Source organism: uncultured Winogradskyella sp., assembly GCF_947496485.1.
Classification (GTDB): Bacteria; Bacteroidota; Bacteroidia; order Flavobacteriales; family Flavobacteriaceae; genus Winogradskyella.
On sequence record NZ_CANMCZ010000001.1, the window covers coordinates 1294785 to 1315594 of the forward strand.

Below are 20810 nucleotides of genomic sequence, written 5' to 3' on the forward strand. Positions count from 1 at the left end.
TTTAGATTTCTAGAAGTGCTTTTACTTTGCTAATTATAGTATCTACTGAAACGCTTCCTGCGGCATTTTCATAACCTTCAGGGAATTTATTCCCATAAACCGAAGTTGGTATTAATGTGTATTGTTCTCTGTCCGCCAATAATGCATAATGGCTAGGTTGGTTAAATGGCGCAAAACCAGCGAAAGGATGTGTTACTCCCCAAATTGTAATCACTTTTATACCTAACATTGCTGCAATGTGCGCATTTCCAGAATCCATAGATAGCATCACATCTAAATTTGAAATCAGATTTAATTCTTCTTCTAGCTTTAATCTTCCTGCAACGGACGATACATTATTGAATTTTGATTCAAACCGATTTAAAACCTCAACTTCTTTTTCTCCACCTCCAAATAAAATAATATTATGATCTTTAGAAACTTTTGAAATCACTTCCTCCATTTTTTCTAATGGATACATTTTACTTTTATGGGCTGCAAAAGGCGCAATTCCGACCGTTCTTTTTTCTTTGTTTGATATAAACTCATTTAAGTTTTCGCTTAACTGTTTTGGATTAGGAAACTTTGGGTTAGATAAATCTACTGAGTAACCTAGGTTTTCAAAAACATCCTTATAACGCTGATGCGTCGTTTTTAACTGCTGAAATAATTTCCCAGAAGTCAATGCCCTTTTTTCTGTTCTACCTTTATCGAGTTGAACCACCTTTTTACCAATAAAAAAGAATTTTAAAATTTTACTTCGTAGCACATTGTGCAAATCTGCAATAGCATCGAATTGTAGAGCTTTTAGTTCCTTTGAAAGTTTATAAAGTCCCGAAACACCATTATGTTTTCCTTTTAAATCTGCTGAATACACTTCAACGTTTTTTAAATCTGAAAAGAAAGGTTTGAAGAAAGCTCTCGTAACTACCGTAATTTTAACTTCAGGATGTTGTTCTGTTAAGGCTCTAATAATAGGTACTGTCATTGCCACGTCTCCCATAGCAGAGAACCTAATGACTAGTATATGTTTCGAGTTTGGCATCGAGCTTAGTTAAAAAGTCTTCGACAAGCTCAGACTGACATAAGGTTAATGAGTTACTTCTGTCCTCTTAAAACAGGATTAAGCTCATCATCATTGTACATTTTCATTTGCTTATAAACTTTCATGTACTTATCTCCATTAGAAATATCTTCCAACAAATCATCAATTGCAGTACTTAAATCTATTCGCTGTTCCAATAAAACATCTAGTTTCTTCTGACATGCCTTCTTGTGGGCATCACTAGCATCTTCCCTCACAGTTTCGATATGCATGTGGTGTATTTTCAAGGCTAAAATTGAAAGTCTATCTATTGCCCAAGCCGGACTTTCAGAATTTATTTTAGCATTTGGTTTTACCTCAACGCTTTTATATTTATCTAAAAAATAACTATCAATAAACTCAACAGTATCTGTTCTGTCTTGGTTGGAGGCATCAATCATACGTTTTAGCTTTAAAGCCGCAATTGGATCGATATTAGGATCTCTGATAATATCCTCGTAAGCCCACTGAACAGTATCTATCCAGGATTTTCTGTACAATAAATGTGCGATTAAATCGTCATTTTTATCATACTTGTTTGAAAAAGGTTGATCTACTGTATTTAAAACCTTGTAAGTCTTTATTACATCTTGGAATATAGTATTGGCTTTTTCTGAAAACATGTTGAAATCTATTTATAATATGCAAATATAGTTTGAATTATTAACTTAGCCACTCAACAAAACACCATTCTATGCAAATTCACAACCTGGCTAAAACTCCTTCAATTTTAAACACTTTTATTTCTGAAATTAGAGATAAAGTCATTCAAAAAGATAGTATGCGCTTTAGACGCAATATTGAGCGTATTGGTGAAATCTTGGGTTATGAATTAAGCAAATCACTTCATTTTGACGCTCATAAAACCAAAACTCCATTGGGAATTTCCAATACTGTTTTGCACAAAAGTGATGTTGTACTGTGTTCAATTCTTAGGGCTGGTGTTCCACTTCACAGTGGTTTACTTAATTACTTTGACGCAGCGGAAAATGCTTTTATCTCTGCTTATAGACAACACAAACACAATCCTGAAAGCTTCGAAATTGTAGTTGAGTATTTGGCTTGCCCAAGCATAGAGGGTAAAACTTTGATTCTGGCTGACCCAATGTTAGCAACTGGGCAATCTATGGTAGCTACATTTGAAGCTTTAAAGCCTTTTGGCACTCCCAAAGAAATTCATTTAGTTAGTGTTATTGGTGCTCAAAAAGGTGTGGATTATGTGGCTAACGCTTTTCAATCAGATACACATCTCTGGATTGCTGCCATAGATGATACACTTAACGATAAGGGTTATATTATTCCTGGTTTAGGTGATGCGGGTGATTTGGCTTTTGGTAATAAGCTACAGCAATAAACTAATTATTGGAGTAATAATTAAAAGTGTTACAAATACTTCTTTAAACCAACGTTCAGAAATCACTTCGATATAATTTCCCATAATTATTGAAAAAGGAGCGAATAAAAACAAAAACTCACTTCCATTTTTAACTGGTGCAATAACCGCAACTAAAATTGCCATGATTGAGGCCCAAGCAATTAAAAAATATGAGGGTCTTAGTTTTTTATTTTTGTCTGGTAAGGTTCTAAAATAATATACAAGCGTCCAAATCAAGGATGTAAATAATACCGTTAGCTTTAATATGTTTGATTTGCTATTGTAGGCCGTAAAATCTAAACTAGCGTAGCGATGAAAATTAGATGGTTTAATGTAAGTGTCTTGAAAAATAATGTTATAAACTAAAAGCAGAATAATTACTGTTGCTATGCCAATAAATGGAATTATTGTGTTTTTTATCTCATTTTGAGAGTGGTAAATTAAAGCTACAATGACCAATGCAAAAAATAAAATAGCCCAAAAATAAAATAGCATTGCTAAGGCAATCCAAAAACCCGCATCAAATAGTTTTTTCTTAACATGGAGGTTAGAGTGCAGACTTATTAAACGCCTTAATGCAAAAAATACAAAGAGGTTAGACAACAACAGGTCTGAATGTTTCATAGCCTGAGGAAACATCCCAAAAAGTAATCCAAAAGTCATTATAGCATAACTGTTTCTTTGAGTTAAGTTGTTTTTAGCAACTATAAAGTCTAAAAGAAAAATTAAAAATAACGTAATTACTAGCTTAGCTGCTGTTACTAATGTGCTATTAAAATCATTAAAAAGTGATGTGAAGTTTGTAATTACAAAAAGCAAAATGACAAAAACCGCAACTATTATAAAGTTTATAGGCTTAGATTTACTAAAAATGCTTGTAATCATTAACTCTTTTTGTATTTTTGCTCTGTAAATTTATAAAGATATGAAGGATTTCTTTTATGGAATACAAGATTTATTTGTTGATGGTCTATTTGCACCATTTGATGCACTAAGAGCTTTAGAGTTAGAAAGCTGGTTTGGTGCCAACATTATGTCGTGGATTTTTATGGCTATTGGCTTTGTTGCATTTACCTATTGGATGCTTCAACTAAAAAAATTCAATGATAATAACGAAGAGGATAAAAGCGTTACATCGCACTCTTACCTATAACAAATTATAGGTCGAAACCTATATCCTTACGATAATACATCTTATCAAAATGTAGATTTTCTATACTTTGATAAGATTTTTTTACGGCTTCTTGGTAAGTGTTCCCATAGGATGTAACTGCCATGACTCTTCCGCCAGACGTTACAACTTTGTCGTCTTGCGCTTTTGCGCCAGCGTGAAAAACTAATGAGTCTGTAACGCTTTCAATTCCTGTAATTTCCTTTCCTTTTTCGTAAGCTTCAGGATAACCACCAGAAACTAGCATAATGGTTGTTGTTGCTCTGTCGTCTATCTCTATGTTTACATCAGACAATGTCTGAGTCGCCATAGCTTCAAAAATATCGCCCAAATCCGTTTTTAGTCTTGGTAGAACTGCTTCAGTTTCAGGATCACCCATTCTAACGTTATACTCTATCACTTTAGGATCGTCACCAACTTTAATTAAACCAATAAATATGAAGCCAACGTATGGTAAGTTGTCTTTCTTTAAGCCTTCAACTGTTGGTTTTACAATTTCATTTTCTATTCTATCTAAAAATCCTTTTGTTGCGAAAGGTACTGGTGAAATCGCTCCCATTCCCCCTGTATTTAGACCTGTATCACCTTCTCCAATTCTCTTATAGTCTTTTGCGGTAGGCAAAATTTTATAGTCTTTACCATCCGTTAAGACAAAACAGCTTAATTCAATACCCTCTAAAAATTCTTCAATTACTACTTTGGTACTTGCTTCACCAAATTTGCCATCAACAAGCATACTTTTCAGCTCAGCTTTTGCTTCATTTAAATCGTTTAGAATTAAAACTCCTTTCCCTGCTGCTAAACCGTCGGCTTTTAAAACGTAAGGAGGTTTTAGTGATTCTAAAAATTTATAGCCCTCTTCTACATTTTGCTTTGTGAAACTCTCATAAGCTGCTGTCGGAATGTTGTGACGCATCATAAACTCTTTAGCAAACTCCTTGCTGCCTTCTAATTCTGCAGCTGCTTTTTGTGGTCCAATAACTGCTACATTTTTTAAGGCGCTGTCTTGTAGAAAAAAATCATGAATGCCTTGCACCAAAGGATCCTCGGGACCAACAACAACTAAATCAATATTATTTTGAATAACCGAATTTTTTATAACTTCAAAATCCGTAACACCAATATTTAAGTTTGTTGCTATTGCTTCAGTTCCAGAGTTTCCTGGTGCAACAAATAATGCTTTACAACGCTTGCTTTGTGCTAATTTCCATGCAAAAGTATGTTCTCTTCCGCCAGAGCCAAGTACTAAAATATTCATGATTAAAATTTGTTTGGGCAAAAATAATTGGTTTTGAGCTTAAAAAACAATTAATTTACAGAAACCTTAAGGGTAAAAAAACACTTTGAGATTATTTGATTTTTCTTTAAAACTAAATGGCTTTGATATTGCTAAGGCCAAATCTGTTTTATCAAAAATTCAGGCAAAAAATGATGCGGAATTTGAAGCTTATATTGAAAAGAAAAAAAAAGACATTGTTTCATATCACTTAAAACATAATTCGTTTTATAAAACCTTTGGCAAATCTATAACTATTGAAGACTGGGGTTCAGTGCCGATTATCACAAAGCGTCATTTGCAACAGCCTCTTGAAGATAGGCTTTCGAAAGGTTATAACATCAAAAACGTCTATTTAAATAAAACGTCTGGCAGTTCTGGTCACCCCTTTATTTTTGCTAAAGACAAATGGTGCCACGCCATGACTTGGGCAGAAATTATGAATCGGTTTTCTTGGTATGGCATTGATTTTAATACGTCTAAGCAAGCGCGTTTTTATGGAATCCCACTAGACAAGAAGGGGTATTACAAAGAGCGATTGAAAGATTACTTTAGCAACCGATTTCGGTTTTCGGTTTTTGATTTGAGTGATAGTGCGTTCGAAAAAAACTTGGCAAAATTTAAAACTTCAAAATTCGAATTTATTAATGGCTATACAAGCCCAATAGTTCAATTTGCAAAGTATTTAAAACAAAAAGACATTGTTTTGACAATGGTTTGTCCGAGTCTAAAAGTTTGTGTAGTCACCTCTGAAATGCTTTTTGAAGATGATAAGACCCTAATGGAAACTTGTTTTGGTGTACCCATAGTTAATGAATATGGAGCTTCAGAATTAGATCTAATAGCGTTTCAGAATACCAAAGGTGAATGGCAAGTTAACAGTGAAACGTTATATGTTGAAGTTTTAGATGAACAAAATAATGTTTTGCCGAATGGAGAAGAAGGCAGAATTGTAATTACGTCTTTCTACAACAAAGCACATCCTTTTATTCGCTACGATATTGGTGATATTGGTTCTCTATCTGAAAATGGTACAATTAGAAAGCCTATATTAAAACAATTAACAGGAAGAACTAATGATATTGCGATTTTACCTAGTGGCAAAAAAGCAGCTGGACTTACATTTTATTACATTACCAAAAGTGTTATTGAGAATGATGGTAATGTGTCGGAGTTTGTTGTTGAGCAATCTCGTTTAGACACCTTTAACATTAGTTATGTTTGTAAAACTGAGCTTTCTGAAGCTAAAAAAGCAACCATAAAAGCTGAAGTAATCCGATATCTCGAACCCAACATAACCATTAATTTTAATCGTGTAGAACAACTCAAACGCTCTAAATCTGGCAAGTTGAAACAATTCACATCACATATAAACTAAGCTATTGGTGAAAAAACTAATGATAATAACGAGTTATTTTCCGCCAGAGATTGGTGCAGCCTCTAACCGTATCTATCATTTAGCACAAGGCTTAAAGGAAGATTACGACGTTAGCGTTGTAACTCCTTTACCCAATTACCCAACTGGAAAAATTTTTAAAGACTATAGGGGAAAAGCTAGCTATAAAACTGAAGAAAATGGTATTAAAATTAACCGTTTGTGGTTGTACGCCTCGGTTTCCAAAAATAAGTTTCTTCGTTTATTTGCAATGCTTTCTTATAGTTTTAGCTTGATTTGGTTTTTTATATGGAATAAAATACCGGATAAAGTTATAGTGCAGTCTCCACCGCTTTTAGTGTCATTTACGTGTGTGTGTTTTTTAAGATCTAAAAAAAGAAAGCTAATACTAAACGTAAGTGATCTGTGGCCAAGCGCAGGGCTTGAATTAGGTGCTTTGAAGGAAAATTTTAGTTATAAAATTCTTAAAAAACTTGAGGCTTTTAATTATAAGAAAGCGAATCTCATTTTAGGGCAAAGTAATGAGATACTCGCACATGTTAAAAATATAACCAACAAACCTGAGTTATTTTTATATAGAAATTTTCCTGAAATAGAAATCCCTAAACTTACTGAAAGGAAATCGCATAATGGTAACATAAAAATAGTCTACGCTGGTCTATTAGGTGTAGCTCAAGGTATTCATAGACTTTGTCGTGAATTAGATTATGAGTCAATTGAATTTCATATTTACGGTTCTGGTGCTGAAGAAGAAGCAATAAAAAAGTTAATTTCATCTCAGAATAAGGCGCCTCTTTATTTCCATGGTAAAGTCACTAGAGATGAATTACATAAAGTCCTCTTGGATTATGATCTTACTATTATACCCTTGTTAAATAGAATTTATGGTTCTGTACCTTCCAAAATATTTGAATACGCTAAACTAGGCTTGCCAATGCTTTATTTTGGGGGAGGTGAAGGAGAAAGTATTATTGAAGAAAATAAATTAGGTTGGGTTGCAAAAGAAGGTGATTATGGTCATTTAAATAAGGTCTTGAAAACGATAACACCTGAACATTTAAATGCGGATTTAAAGACGGCCATCCAAAATACAGCTATAGTTCAGTTTGATTTCAAAAAACAGTTAGAAGCGCTCAAAAAAGTTCTTTAGTAAGCTTTATCGTCACCTTTTACTGCATTAATAAACGTCTGTATGATAATTTTCATATCGAGAAGTAGAGACCAATTTTCTATGTAGAAAATGTCGTATTTGACTCTTCCTATAATATCCTTATCCGTTTCCACCTCTCCTCTATACCCACTTGTTTGAGCTAAACCCGTAATGCCTGGTTTCACGAAATGTCTTACCATAAATTTATCGATTTTTTTGGCATACATGGTTGTATGACTTACCATATGTGGTCTTGGACCCACAACTGACATATCTCCAAAAAGAACGTTGAAGAATTGTGGGAGCTCATCTATACTTGTCTTTCTGATAAATTTACCTACCCCTGTCACACGTTCATCGCCTCTAGTAGCTTGGTATAAATGTGCATCTTTATTTGGCATCATAGATCTAAATTTATAGCAATCGAACTCTTTGTAATTAAATCCATTTCTAGATTGTTTAAAAAATACAGGGCCTTTAGATTCTAACTTTATTAATATTGCTATAATAGGAGTCAACCAAGATAAAACGAATACAACTACAAAGCTGGATAAGATAATATCAAAGCCGCGTTTTAAAATTGTATTTACAGAATCTTCTAGTGGAATATTTCTAAGCCTAAGAACAGGTATGTAATCGTAATACTCATAGCGCAATTTTTTAGAGTAAATCTCTTTACTATCAGGAATAAACTTTAATATTTTAAGATTATTGTCTGCGAAATCCACAATATCCGCAATTTGAGAATTCGAGAGCTCCGATATAGAACAGTAAATTTCATCAATGCCTTCATTGAGAATATATTGAAAGCAACTCTCTATTGATTCGCTTTTGCTTTTAAAATTAAAAGTTTTCTTATGTAAATAACCATACTCTGGATTTTTGGTGAAAAAGTTCTCTAAGGCTAATGTTTTTTTGTTTAACCCCAGAACTACTGTCTTTCTATAATTACCACCAAATGATACCCTATACTTTTGAAGCAAATAATAAATTGCAAATTTAAAAATTGAGATAAAGGCAAAGCAAAGTATCGTGTATTTTACAATTGGTCTAGGGTATATTTTGAATTCGTGATATAATCCAGAAAAAGCAAAAACAAATAGCAAAAATAAAACTAATTGCTTAACAATTAATGCAAGGATATTAACCGGTCTAGAGTATCTGTATACTTCGTAAAAATTTGAATAAATAGCCAGTAAAACCCAACCAATAGAAATAAATACTGAAAAAATTAAGGGATCTTTACCATTAAGTAAATATAATATTGCCGTTCCATTTATAATTGTTAAATCAATTATGTATGAAATAGGTCTTAAATATCCTGAATATCTTCCGTGTTTAAATAAACTCAAATCTATAATTTATGTGCAAAAGAACTAACAATAATCGAATATAATATTCTAAAATCAAAAATTCTAGAAAAAAATCACTTGTTAAAAAACTAAGTCTTGAAGATAATGTCTTTAAACATAATTTAGTAATTATTCCTTTCTTTTTGAAAAGTATTCTCTTATAACTAAGTAAATGAATTTGGTATTACCAATTAAGTACCGTTTCCACATGCGCTTGGGCTCTTGTAGTAATCGATAGAACCACTCAAAACCCAACTTTTGCATCCATTTTGGCGCTCGTTTTACCTTACCTGCTACAACATCAAAACTACCACCAACTCCCATAATAAAATTAACCCCTTTTAAAAATGGTCTATTACTGTAAATAAAGTTTTCTTTAGTTGGTGATGATATTGCCACAAATAAAATATCAGCTCCACTACTAGCTATATCCTCTGCAATGTCAGACTCCTCCTCTGAGTTAAAATAACCATTTCTATATCCAGCAATTATTTTTGGCGAATAAAGGAGAGAATATTTGTTTATCACAGTTTTTACTACAGATTCTTTAGCTCCCAGAAAGAAAATCTTGTAACCTTTCTTATGTGCCAATTTCACCAAATTTTCCATAAGATCAATTCCCGCAACGCGTTCTTTTAAGGGTTTCTTTAAAATTTTTGAAGCCCAAACAACTGCTTGGCCATCTGCATTAATTAAGTCGCTTTTATTTACACTTTCACGCAATTGCAAATCTTTTTGCATTAATACTATTTTTCCAGCATTTATAACAACATGATGGATTTGATCATTATTATCAATGGCATTCTCAATAAGATGCAGAGTTTCATTCATTGAAAAGTTATCAACTTCCGTATTTAAAAATCTCAGTCTATTCATCTTCTAAATTATAATAGCTTAAAGCATAAAACATCCAACCTTGAGCCCAACGAATATATGGGATTTTAGATGAGATAATTTTCCTCTTTTGATAAATAAAATAACCTTTTTTTGTTTGCATATTATCTAATGTCCAATTCAAAACATTATCAACAAGCTCTTTATTTAATTTTAAATTCTTATTCTTATATAGAGTTACAATAAGTTGAGCTGGTGCATGAACGTCAATAGGATAAATCTGATTATTATAATATTTAGACATTCCTTTTTCAGTAAAAAATGTCTTTAAATAATAATCCATCCCTTTATTAATATTGGAATCAAATGTATTATTACCGGATAAATCTTGATAAATCTTTATACACTCTAAATTGTAACCGGTATGAAAATTATCAATCCATTGATGAAATGGCAGTGTGCCATATGCCCATGAGCCATCTTCGTTTTGTCTTTTTCGCACATATGAGACTACTGATTTTGCGGTGTTTATAAGGTTTTCATCTTTGGTGTATGTATATACTAAGCTCAATAGTTTAGCCCCTAATAAACCTGCGTTATAAACTTGTGTATTATCGATGGGTGAGTAAGAAAATGTAAAATCCCCATCTTCATCATAAGATTTGTTTAAATCATTGAGCACAAATTTAGATGCACTAATCGCAACATTTAAATAATCATCGTTTTTTGTTATTTTATAAGCTTCAATTAATGCATCCACGATAAATGTAGTAGCTACAACTGTAGGTGTATATTTAGGTTGGAAAAAGGCACGTGCTTGCCAATCAAAATTATAGCCCCAACAACTCCCAGAATATCCTTTTGTTTGTAGACTAATTATTTTTTTAGCAAGAAAATCTATTTTTTCCAGATAAGAATCTTTTTGTTCAATTTTATAAAGATTGCAATAACCGATTAAAAAAAGTCCAAGTCCCTTGGGATTGAAATCTTTTTTAACCCCAAATAGAGGTCTAAAATTTATAGGGCTTCTTTTAAATAATTGTATCCATGCCAAACGAAATAAACGAGATTTACCTAGTACTGTTTTTTGAATGACCCAACTGTTCAGCCCATCATAAGGGTCCCAGCCCTTAAATCCTTCATTTTCACAATAATTTTTTAGTGCCTCTAAACTCTCTTTAACTATCAACTGAATGCCCTTGCTCATGATTATAAAAATGAAAACACAATAATAAGAACAAAATTGGAGTATTTGCTTCCAAAATAAATGCATCTGCTAAAAAAACTATAGCAAATAATGAAAAAATAAAGAACCAATAAAAACTATGAGAAAATTTGAACTGAAAAAGAACTTTATAAAAATAGAGGTATATCAAAAAACCTATAACACCAAAAAACAAAAACAAGTCAACAAAACCCATCTCGGTTCTTTGTTCACTAAAGTTTAATCCACCAAACAAAAAATTCCAGAAAGTCCAATCATTTACAATGGTAGTCGAGTATATTCTAGTAAACAAGTCACTTCTATATGACGTTAAACTCGATAGCAGTCCTTTGGTTTCATATATTGAATACAATACATCGAAAGTCTTTTGTAAATCTTTCTTAATTGTTATAAATAATAAAAAAGCAAGAAGAGAAACTGGAACACTTAATTGATATGTTATTTTCTTTTTATATCCGCCTAAAAAAAAAAAATAATATACTATCAGCATTGGTACAAATAGATATATACGCTTTGTACCTATTAGGAAAGAACCAAGTATAACTATAATCAGTTTGAGAAAAATTATAAGGCTATATTTTTTAAATATTATTTTGTGTAGATAATATAACACCATTAAAATGAAATAAATACTGGTTTGCCCAGACATTGAATAAATCCCCTTGTAACCAAAGCGTTTGCCGCTGTCATAAGTTAAAAACATGTCAATACTAAAAATATATCCAATTATTATCGCGCCTAGATTAATAAAAAAAAGAATTTCAAAAAACTTTAAAAGTCTTTGAATTGATAGTGCTTCTTTTCTTAAGTCTAAGAATAGAATCAATAGATAGGGGAAAAATAAATACTTTGCTAAGAATATAAAATTTTCACACAAAATTGCAATGGAGCTATTGTTCGTGAAATAAAAGTGTCCAAGAATATAAATTAACGATAAGGATAGCATTAATTTAATTATGTTAACTTTTAAATTGTTTTTGAAAGTGATTTTTCGGAATAAGAAAATTAAACATAAAAAAGAAACCAAGACAAAAACAGTTTTAGATAGGGTTGTATATCTAATAAAACTATAATCAAAATGCATTGCAATGCGCCTTAATATATCTCCTATAAAGACAATTACTAATAGGAATACATACAGTCTATATTGCGTTTTGATTATAGCTTTGTTCATTGAATGATTTAATTATTTCATATTGGATATCGAATTTTTAAACTATTTCAATCTATATATGCCTGCATCCACAATTCAATAGTTAATAATTGATAAATTTGGTATGCATTATCCTCTTTTCCTAATCTATCTCTTTCTATAAGGTTCGATACAAAGTCGTAATTAAAAATGGCCCTATTGTCTATTCTTTCTTTAGACAATAAATCATCCACCATTGGTTTTAGTTCGTTAGAAATCCATGATCGAATTGGCGCGCCAAACGAGGCTTTCTTTCTATAGATTATATCTTTGTTTAGAAACTTTTCGGCGGACTTCTTTAAAACATATTTAGTTTGATTATTTTTGAATTTAAATTTACCCGGAATTGACATCGCAAACTCGATTACTTTTTTATCTATAAAAGGGACTCTTACCTCAACTGAAGCGGCCATTGAAGCCCTGTCAGTGTAGGTTAGGTTTAATCCATTCATAAACATCTGTATATCCGTATTACATACCTGATTAATTATATCACCTTTAAATTTTTCATTAAACTTTTTTTCATGGTATTTAAAAATAAAGTCAATATCACTTTTATCAACATCTTTTAATAAATTTTTCAAGCTATTTTTATTATAATAAGAATAGCTCCTCATGTATGCTTCATCTACTGGTAGTGATGCAAAATTTAAAAACCGCTTAGCCCACCTCGTTATTATTATTCCTTTCCCCCCAATTTTTACAGGTAAAATATTTATAATTTTTTTAGTTAAATATTTCAATGGTCCCGGCAATTTACCGTATTTTCTAGCATACATTAGTGCCCTATGCCTTTGATATCCAAAAAAGATTTCGTCTGCACCCATTCCTGATAATAGTACTTTCACACCCTTGTCTCTTGCTCTTTTGCAAATAAGATACGTATTTATGGCTGCCGGATCACCAATTGGTTCATCTAACGTTTTTACTATTTCGGGTAATATTTTTACAATATCTGGAGATAATTCTATCTCATCATAATCAAATTTATATTGTTGAGCCAATATCCTGGCGTATTTTTGATCATCGGGCATTTGCTCAACTTTTTTATCTTTAGATGATGTTGTAATTGTATATGTAGATAGTTTATTTATATGTTTTGAAGCGATAACCGAGATGAGTGAGGAGTCTACCCCGCCACTTAGAAATGAACTTACAGGTACGTCAGAAATCATGTGTCGTTGAACACTTTTTTCTAATACATTTTCTAATTTTACTGCTGCTTCTTTTTCGGTTATCGTATTGTTTACTTCTCCCGACAACTCCCAATATTTATTTATCTTAACTTTCTTATCAGATGAAATTGTCATGTAATGTGCCGGAGGAAGCTTGTACGTGCCTTTGAAAATTGATTCATTGCCTGGAACCCACAAGTAATTTAATGCAGAAATTAACACCCTTTTATTGATGGTTTTACTAAATCCCTCTACTTTAGTTAATGTTTTTAGTTCAGAAGAAAAACAGATGTTTTCATTTATTAGAGTATAAAATAAAGGCTTAATCCCAAAATGATCTCTTGCTATGAAAGATTCTTTAGTCGCCTTATTATAAATAGCAAAAGAAAACATCCCTTCAAATTTGTCAAGACACTTTTCTTTTTCATTAATAAAATAATCCAAGACTACTTCCGTATCAGATTCTGTTGAGAATTTTGAATTGTACGTATTAGTTAAATATTGTTTTAAAATTTTATAATTATATAGTTCCCCATTATATATAATAACATATTCACCTTTGTGCAGTGGCTGATTAGCTCTTTCGTTTAAATCGATTATTGACAGACGTTGATGTGCCAGTGAAATATACTCATCGCACCAAAAGTCTTGAGAGTCAGGCCCTCTATGCCGTTGTACTTTATTAGCATTGATTGCTAATTCTTGTAAATTATTAAATCCTATAAACCCTGCAATTCCGCACATAAATTATCGACTAATTTGCTTATAATATATTAATTGAAATCCTTAAAGATCTGGTTTATCACTTTAATGAAATTTTCTTCAAATTTTTCTTGAGTATATTTTTGATTGAATTTAGTGTAATTATTAAATCCATGTTCTTTAATTAAATCGGTGTTTTCAATATAATTAATCATTTCATCACTGACATCTTTTCCACTATTAAGTGGAACTATCTGACCATTTACCTCGCGCTCTATTATTTCTGGTATAGCGCCAACTGAAGTCGAGATTACCGGAAGCCACATTTGCATAGCTTCGATAATTGATAATGGAAAACAATCATTTAAAGTGGGGAAAACAAATACATCAGATTGAGCTAATTGATTATACTTGTCTTTTCCGTATTGTGGCCCTAATATTTCTACCGTATCTATAAGATTATTCTCTTTTACGAAAACATTTAAGTCATCTAATGAGAGGTCTTGGCTAATATTTCCAATTATTTTTACTTTAAAATTATACTTCTTTTCAAATGTGATTTTAATTGCTTCTAAGAAAATTTTTATACCCTTAGACTCCATTAAATTGGATAAAAAAACAAATGTTATTATTTCAGGGATGACTTGTTTTTCAAATTTCACATTCTCAATACCATTATTCAAAATATATGATTCTGATTTGTATATCCCCTCAATGTCGTAATTCAATAAGTCCGACAATATGATAACTTTAGTGTTTTTAAAAACCCATTCATAAAAAAACTTATTAACTTTTGACTTTTCTGAATTTTCCTTAATTCCTTTTCCATGTAAATGATATACAATTTTCTTTTTAAAAAGTTTTAGTAACAAAACAAAAAAAATGTCTCTATAAAAAGCATATCCTGTAGGAGAAATAGTGAAATAAACTAAATCTATTTTTTTTGATATCAGAACTTTAAAAAGCTTAATGAATGTTGCTATTAAGGACCAAACTTTTGCTAAACTTGGCCTACCAATTTCCTTGATTTTTTTTACAAAACTCAATGGCACAATAACTAGGTCAAATTCAGAATTTATTAAAGAGCTGTCTATAATATTTTTATTAATTACAGACACGCCATGGACAGGTGGAGGTAATTGCGCTAAGACTAAAATTTTAGGTTTTTCTTTCATTCTTATAAAAAATTAATCTTTTGAGGCTAAGCAAATAAAAAAAGCAAAAAACACTATGCCTTTATTAACAATTAAAAAATTATCCGTTAAGCTTGAAATAGATAATAGAATCAGAATAGTATATAAATAATAATTCTTCTTTTTAATACTATAATATAATCCATACACTAATAATGTAATAAATAATAAAAGTGTTATAATACCACTTTCTAAGAGGTAATGCAAAAATTGATTATGAGTTGAAAATTTCTTGTCATACCCAACTTGAAACCCCATCTCTTTGTATTTTTTGTTTAATGTTTTCTGCGCACAACCAACACCTATTCCGAAAGGGAATGTTTCTTTGATAACATTTAACGTACACTCCCATTTAGCCAGTCTAACATTTAAAGAATTCCAATTTGTATTATGTATATCATCTGTTAAGTTATATTTGAAAATATCTTTATCAATTCCTTTTGTTTTGATGCTAAAAAAGGTTATGGATAACAGTATGGGAATTAAAAAAAATAGGTAGTACTTAAGTTTAATTTTTAAATAATATGCTGTTGATATCGATATTACCCCTAAAGCCATATAGGCCGTAAAAGAGTTCATCAAAGCTATAATTAATCCCAAAAATCCAATTAAAAGAATAGCCTTTAAACGATGTTTGGAATGAGATTTTTTAATAATAAAAGTTTCGAAAAGTATAACTATAGATAGTGTCAAATATAATGCAAAAACCGTCGCGCTTATATTGGCGTTTTCCATTAGTCTGTGATAAGTAAATCGATTTTCTAACACTAAATTTTCAGGATTAAAAACGCTTGTTGTTCCGGTTTGGATAGAATAATAACCCGCTAAAAGCAATGCATAGAAAAATACCAGTACAACAGAAAGTACAAAAGCATACTTAATTATCTGGATTCTTTTTTCACCAATACCCGATAATTGAATAGATATAGGAAATATTAGAAACACTAGATATTTCTCTAGAACTTTAAAGCCAGAGCTTGTGTCACAAGAATAGATTATACTAATTGTGCTAAAAAAGAAGATTAGTATCAAAAAGTAATTTAGTCTATTTATTTTGAATTGAATTTTCTTATCAATGATACTTAATGCGAAAACAAAAAGCATTAAAAAAATAGCAATATTATTTGCTAACATTGGAAGTGGCAATGTAAATGCAACTAATGCAAAAGTGTAAAATCTTAAACTTTCTATATTATGCTTCTTCATTTTTATATCTTAAAATGTCTGAGTACATAAATATTTCAAAGAATATAATTACCGTAAAATATTCAAACCAATAATCCAGAATAAAGTATGCAAGTAATAGAAATAAAACAAGCCTACCATATGTAAGGTGTTTATAACTTTTTATTGGGTAGTATAGATAGAATAAGATAAAAAGAACTATCCCTATCAATCCATATTCGCCAATTATCTTATTGTAAAATGAAAAGGGTTGATTGGCAGTACCGTCTTTATAAGGTCTACTTAAAATTTTCTCATTCCACAACTGAAAGTGATTACTATAAAATTCGTCTGATGCATATACTAAACTTTCAGGATACCAGCTCACATACTCTCCAGCGGTCATAAAAGCTGTTCTAGAAGAAAATTTCCCAGCACCTGCTCCAAATAGAAAATTTGGCGTGTCTAAAAGGGCGTGCTCCATGGTCTGCTCAAAAGAAACTATTTTTCTTGCCTGATCTCTTTTTGCGAAAAGTTTTTTTGTGAGATTTGTTTTAACATATTCTATGTTTTTAGGACTAATGATAGTGAACAATAAAAAGCCAGCAAATACACCTGCAAGAATCCTTAATTTGAATTTAATTGGAAGATAAAAAAATGCAAATATTAATATTGTACCTAAGAATAAAACTATTCCACTCATGTAGGTAGTTAAACTTATACATAATAATGCAACTATTGCAAATTTAATGTTCTTTGTATAGAAAAAATAAATCGAATAAAATGATAGAATTATCATATTAACCGAAGAATTTGTAAAAATACCCTTTATAAAATCACCTGCTCCCATCGATGATAGAAATGGAATTAGAGAGAAGTGCTCAATTGATAGGTTTATATATTGAATAATTATAAAAAGTATATTTATTTTAAAAAAACCTATTAATATTTGCTCTACATCATTTTGAGATAAAGTTTTAAGTAGTCTAGCCACAACTACTGAGCACACAAGCATGAGTACCCATAAAAAAGTTGCTGTAATAGAATTTATTACATAGTTTAAGGAATAATCATTGTTAAAAAAAAACGAAATCTGAATGAACGAAATAAAAATCATTAAAGTGTAAAACACATCCTTAATTGGGAAGAATATTTTGTTGCTTTTTATAAAAAATAGCCCCGTAAAACCTAGAAGAACTATTGAAGAAAACTGTAGAATTACATTTCCAATGGATACACCAAAAAGAAATACAAAGAAGAAAATCTTATATAGTTTTATTTTATTATATCGCATATATTTACACTAACCTTTATCAAAATCAATATTTTTAAATTCTATATTTCGTTTATTTAATAATTAGTCTGGTTCATTGCCGAATTTAATACACTTTCAATTGAATTACCTTCTTCTAAAATCCCTAAGTGCTTCATTATTATTTTATAATGATCAAAAAATAATTGTTCAAAATTCATAATCTCCTCAGCATCTTTTGGTAAATTAAATCCATTTGGCCGATTTAAATAATACAATTTATTGAGCTTAGCTTTGTTTATGGTGTTTTTATTTTTAAGTGGTAAATAATGCACAGGTTGCCATGGTGGTGTTATAAATTTTTTAATATCTAGATTGTGTTTAGCTCTATAGTTTTTATCAATTAACGGTAAATTATAAGAATATAGTCTAATTGGTCTAAGATACGGATAAACAAAACCTTCCGTGTCAACAACGGATAAATCGTCGGACCATATTTCTTTTGTGTTTAATTCTTTAAGAATAGCATTTGTCTTTCCGGTACCACGCCAACCCATTATTACATCTACTTTGCCATTGTCTAAAACACTAGACGCGTGTACGAAAGTCGCATTAGACTCTAATAATAAAATTTGCATAAAAGGTTCTATCAATTCATCTGTAATGTGTCTACCAGGAGTAATTCGTTTAAAAGGTATTCTGCCTCTCTTAACTTTTGTTGGCACTCCTATATCAAAGCCTTTCTCAGTTCTAACAATAAAGTGTCCGGTGTTAAACACTACAGTTTTATCGTTAGCAACACAATCCTTACCTAATGAGGTGACATTTTCTATATTGGGTATGCTATCAGTAATTGTAACATTTAAAACTGACTTAGGGTCTTCTAAGGGCTTGTCAAAGTTCTCGTATATGAGTTTTATAAAATTTAAACAGGACTTAGATAATAATCCTTTAATATTTACATTCACTCTATTTGCAAGTGAAAATTGATAGTTGCTCATTTAAATGTTTTTAATCAAATTAATTGAAGTTTCAATGTTATCTAGACCCTCTTCAACTTCTAATTTTTTTAGAATATAATCACCCCCAAATTCTAAATCATAATTCTTAATGCTAATTGAATCATTTTCGCTAAGGTAAAACACTCCTTCTTTTTCCATAGTGTTGGTCTGGTTTATGGACAAATTTAAGTCTTTGAAGTTTAGATTTGTTAATTGGTTTTTATTTCCACGTTGCATTAAAATAAAATAATCAATCTCTCCTTCAAAAATATTTGGATACCCATTTATTGTTCTTCCATAAAAACTTATCCTACTCCTAGATGCTTTGCCTGCTCGCATCGGCTCTTCAATTGATCTAACCTTATTGTCTTTAATAAAACAATAATTATCTGATATTATGTCACAATTAGCTTCACTAGTCATTCTAGAAACTAATGTTGATTTCCCTACTTTACTTCCTGCTGAAACTACGAAAGTTTTGTCGTTAATCTTAAATACAGAAGCATGGATAAGCCTCCAACCATTCTTGTAATTTATATATTCAATGGGTTCGATGATAGCTGTCCTTATAATTGACATGTATAATTCTGAAACCCCAACTACGCTTGCTTTTTTATTTATAAATTTATAGAAACTTCTAATAATTGCCCTAGGAAGATTTAGTTTAAATATTGATGTGGTAATAACATTGTTGTTTTTCTTCCTATTATACTCAAAAAGTGGTGTTTTTAATATGTGACTGGTTAAGTCTTCATTGAAATTTACAACAACTTTATTTTTAGACATTTTTGGTTTTATAGAGGTCCATTGTTTAAAAAATAGTTTAATATAAAAAGACATAAAAAGACCTTTTTGTATCTCAATGATTATATTATCTGAACTCCATTGAGTTGAAAATAGAACACAATGTTTCGACTTCATAGTAATTCCATTTTTTTAGTATAAATAAGTGTTAAGACACCAAAACTTAACAAACATCCTAATAATGAGAATAGGGTCTGCCCAAAAACAAAACTAAAAACAAAAAACAATATTCCAAATAGTATAACAGCATATGACACTGATAGTCTATCTTTTAAATATTTTTTTTCCTTTAAAGAAATTGCATTTAAAACTGAAACAGTTATTTCTCCTAGTAATACAGAAAAAGCAATTAACACAGGGTAATTACCTATTATAAACCACAATGTTATGCTTGATATTATAACAACACTTGCAGCAATAATTATATTAACACTGTATTGTTTATCGTCTTTCCTGAGTAATAGTCTTGTGCCTGAGCTTGTTGTAAATGAAGATATAAATCCCGCAGCGCCCAATACCGTAAAAACTAATCTATAATCAATGAATTTTTTATCAAATAGCATTGGTATTAATACTTTGGGATAAAACACTATTACAGCAAAAAATAATATTCCTGCAATTATAGCAAAATAATCTACTTTGATAGAAACGGAAAGTTCTTGAAGTTCTTTAAAAAAAGATTGTACAACTAATCTTCTCACTCCTTTGAAAATCATATATAATTTTAAAGCTATGTAGATGATTGCCATGGTCTCATCGTTATAAATATAAGAGGCAACATTTACAATCCCTATTCCTAAAAACATAAATGCAAAAGTTGCTACTCCAATATTTATGTTTTTATAATACTCAACTAAGCTACCTAATTTGGGCTTAACAAAGTATCTAACATCTAGAATCATTGTCACTATAATTCCTGCAACTAAATATGCAGCAGCTAAACTTATGACAAAAAGAAATATTATTAAATCTGGGTAATAAACTGAGCCAAATATTAATGCTAATGAAGGTATTAAAATTCTAACTAACGCCACAAAGGCTCCTGCTATTGGTTTTCCACGACCATATAATGCAAAATCTGCATTTAAGGCCAATATTGGAGATAAAAAGAATAAATAGTTTTCGGTATAAAAAAAGCCTGATATACCAAATAAAAACAACAACAAGGAAAGAGTTAAACGCGCAGATTGGGTTAAATAGTAGTCTTTCTTCCAATCTTCTGATATTGCCATGTTCCTAGTAGCGGAAAGTTGTAATCCAAAAGCAATTATAGAAATTAAAATTAAAGTTAGTGAATCAACATTTCCAATAAAAGCAATCGTCTTGCTGCTTACATGTGTAGATATAAACTTTAATGAAAGTAAAGTTACAATATGTCCTAGTCCAGTTAATGAAATTATTACTACTAGTCTCTTAATCATACAAAATTACTTTTATTGATTTTTGAACTTATAAGTGGTGTAAACCTGATATGAATAAAATTCC

General features: G+C 30.7%; 19 protein-coding genes. 4 read left to right on the forward strand and 15 right to left on the reverse strand.

Annotated elements, in window-relative coordinates; all coding sequences use genetic code 11:
- Window position 1: 1 nt before the first annotated feature.
- Entirely contained in the window at window positions 2–1024 is a 1023-nt protein-coding gene (locus Q0822_RS05490) for a glycosyltransferase family 9 protein (RefSeq protein WP_299121186.1), read from the reverse strand.
- A gap of 53 nt (window positions 1025–1077) precedes the next feature.
- Window positions 1078–1686 (reverse strand): DUF4254 domain-containing protein, encoded by a 609-nt coding sequence (locus Q0822_RS05495; RefSeq protein ID WP_299121188.1) that lies wholly within the window; start codon window positions 1684–1686, stop codon window positions 1078–1080.
- A 71-nt stretch (window positions 1687–1757) separates the two neighbouring features.
- Here Q0822_RS05495 and upp point away from each other — a divergent pair, with 71 nt between their 5' ends.
- Window positions 1758–2417 (forward strand): uracil phosphoribosyltransferase, encoded by a 660-nt coding sequence (gene upp, locus Q0822_RS05500; protein WP_299121191.1) that lies wholly within the window; start codon window positions 1758–1760, stop codon window positions 2415–2417.
- Here the strand turns inward: upp and Q0822_RS05505 are convergent.
- A complete protein-coding gene (locus tag Q0822_RS05505) occupies window positions 2406–3323 on the reverse strand; it encodes a DUF6427 family protein (RefSeq protein ID WP_299121192.1) in 918 nt (305 codons plus the stop codon). The genes upp and Q0822_RS05505 overlap by 12 nt on opposite strands.
- A gap of 40 nt (window positions 3324–3363) precedes the next feature.
- Here Q0822_RS05505 and Q0822_RS05510 point away from each other — a divergent pair, with 40 nt between their 5' ends.
- Window positions 3364–3591, forward strand: coding sequence for a uracil phosphoribosyltransferase (locus Q0822_RS05510; RefSeq protein ID WP_299121194.1), 228 nt, complete (start codon window positions 3364–3366; stop codon window positions 3589–3591).
- A gap of 4 nt (window positions 3592–3595) precedes the next feature.
- On the opposite strand, the gene purD is transcribed toward Q0822_RS05510, so the two are convergent.
- Complete coding sequence (purD, locus tag Q0822_RS05515) at window positions 3596–4867, reverse strand: phosphoribosylamine--glycine ligase (protein WP_299121196.1); 1272 nt, start codon at window positions 4865–4867, stop codon at window positions 3596–3598.
- Between the two features lie 85 nt (window positions 4868–4952).
- Here purD and Q0822_RS05520 point away from each other — a divergent pair, with 85 nt between their 5' ends.
- Both Q0822_RS05520 and Q0822_RS05525 read left to right on the forward strand, forming a co-directional pair.
- Window positions 4953–6263 (forward strand): phenylacetate--CoA ligase family protein, encoded by a 1311-nt coding sequence (locus Q0822_RS05520; RefSeq protein WP_299121200.1) that lies wholly within the window; start codon window positions 4953–4955, stop codon window positions 6261–6263.
- Between the two features lie 7 nt (window positions 6264–6270).
- Window positions 6271–7431, forward strand: a complete 1161-nt coding sequence (locus Q0822_RS05525) for a glycosyltransferase family 4 protein (RefSeq protein WP_299121203.1) — start codon at window positions 6271–6273, stop codon at window positions 7429–7431.
- Here Q0822_RS05525 and Q0822_RS05530 read toward each other — a convergent pair.
- The 11 genes from Q0822_RS05530 to Q0822_RS05580 form a co-directional block, all read right to left on the reverse strand.
- The gene (locus Q0822_RS05530) at window positions 7428–8783 is read right to left on the reverse strand and encodes an exopolysaccharide biosynthesis polyprenyl glycosylphosphotransferase (RefSeq protein ID WP_299121206.1); all 1356 of its coding nucleotides are present in this window, start codon (window positions 8781–8783) and stop codon (window positions 7428–7430) included. The genes Q0822_RS05525 and Q0822_RS05530 overlap by 4 nt on opposite strands.
- 129 nt (window positions 8784–8912) lie before the next feature.
- The gene (locus tag Q0822_RS05535; protein WP_299121209.1) at window positions 8913–9659 is read right to left on the reverse strand and encodes a WecB/TagA/CpsF family glycosyltransferase; all 747 of its coding nucleotides are present in this window, start codon (window positions 9657–9659) and stop codon (window positions 8913–8915) included.
- Window positions 9652–10824 carry a delta-aminolevulinic acid dehydratase gene (locus Q0822_RS05540; RefSeq protein ID WP_299121211.1) on the reverse strand — a complete coding sequence of 391 codons (1173 nt, stop codon included), beginning with the start codon at window positions 10822–10824 and terminating at the stop codon, window positions 9652–9654. Before Q0822_RS05540 ends, Q0822_RS05535 begins: the two co-directional genes overlap by 8 nt.
- Complete coding sequence (locus Q0822_RS05545; RefSeq protein WP_299121214.1) at window positions 10796–12016, reverse strand: O-antigen polymerase; 1221 nt, start codon at window positions 12014–12016, stop codon at window positions 10796–10798. Before Q0822_RS05545 ends, Q0822_RS05540 begins: the two co-directional genes overlap by 29 nt.
- A gap of 47 nt (window positions 12017–12063) precedes the next feature.
- Complete coding sequence (gene asnB, locus Q0822_RS05550; RefSeq protein ID WP_299121217.1) at window positions 12064–13953, reverse strand: asparagine synthase (glutamine-hydrolyzing); 1890 nt, start codon at window positions 13951–13953, stop codon at window positions 12064–12066.
- Window positions 13954–13982: 29 nt separating this feature from the next.
- Window positions 13983–15086, reverse strand: coding sequence for a glycosyltransferase family 4 protein (locus Q0822_RS05555; protein ID WP_299121220.1), 1104 nt, complete (start codon window positions 15084–15086; stop codon window positions 13983–13985).
- Window positions 15087–15098: 12 nt separating this feature from the next.
- Window positions 15099–16238 (reverse strand): O-antigen ligase family protein, encoded by a 1140-nt coding sequence (locus Q0822_RS05560; RefSeq protein ID WP_299121223.1) that lies wholly within the window; start codon window positions 16236–16238, stop codon window positions 15099–15101.
- A gap of 58 nt (window positions 16239–16296) precedes the next feature.
- Entirely contained in the window at window positions 16297–16971 is a 675-nt protein-coding gene (locus tag Q0822_RS05565) for a hypothetical protein (RefSeq protein ID WP_299121226.1), read from the reverse strand.
- Window positions 16972–17618: 647 nt separating this feature from the next.
- The gene (locus Q0822_RS05570) at window positions 17619–18521 is read right to left on the reverse strand and encodes a hypothetical protein (protein WP_299121229.1); all 903 of its coding nucleotides are present in this window, start codon (window positions 18519–18521) and stop codon (window positions 17619–17621) included.
- Entirely contained in the window at window positions 18522–19307 is a 786-nt protein-coding gene (locus Q0822_RS05575; protein ID WP_299121232.1) for a hypothetical protein, read from the reverse strand.
- 131 nt (window positions 19308–19438) lie between these two features.
- Window positions 19439–20746 carry a hypothetical protein gene (locus tag Q0822_RS05580; protein ID WP_299121234.1) on the reverse strand — a complete coding sequence of 436 codons (1308 nt, stop codon included), beginning with the start codon at window positions 20744–20746 and terminating at the stop codon, window positions 19439–19441.
- Window positions 20747–20810: the final 64 nt, after the last annotated feature.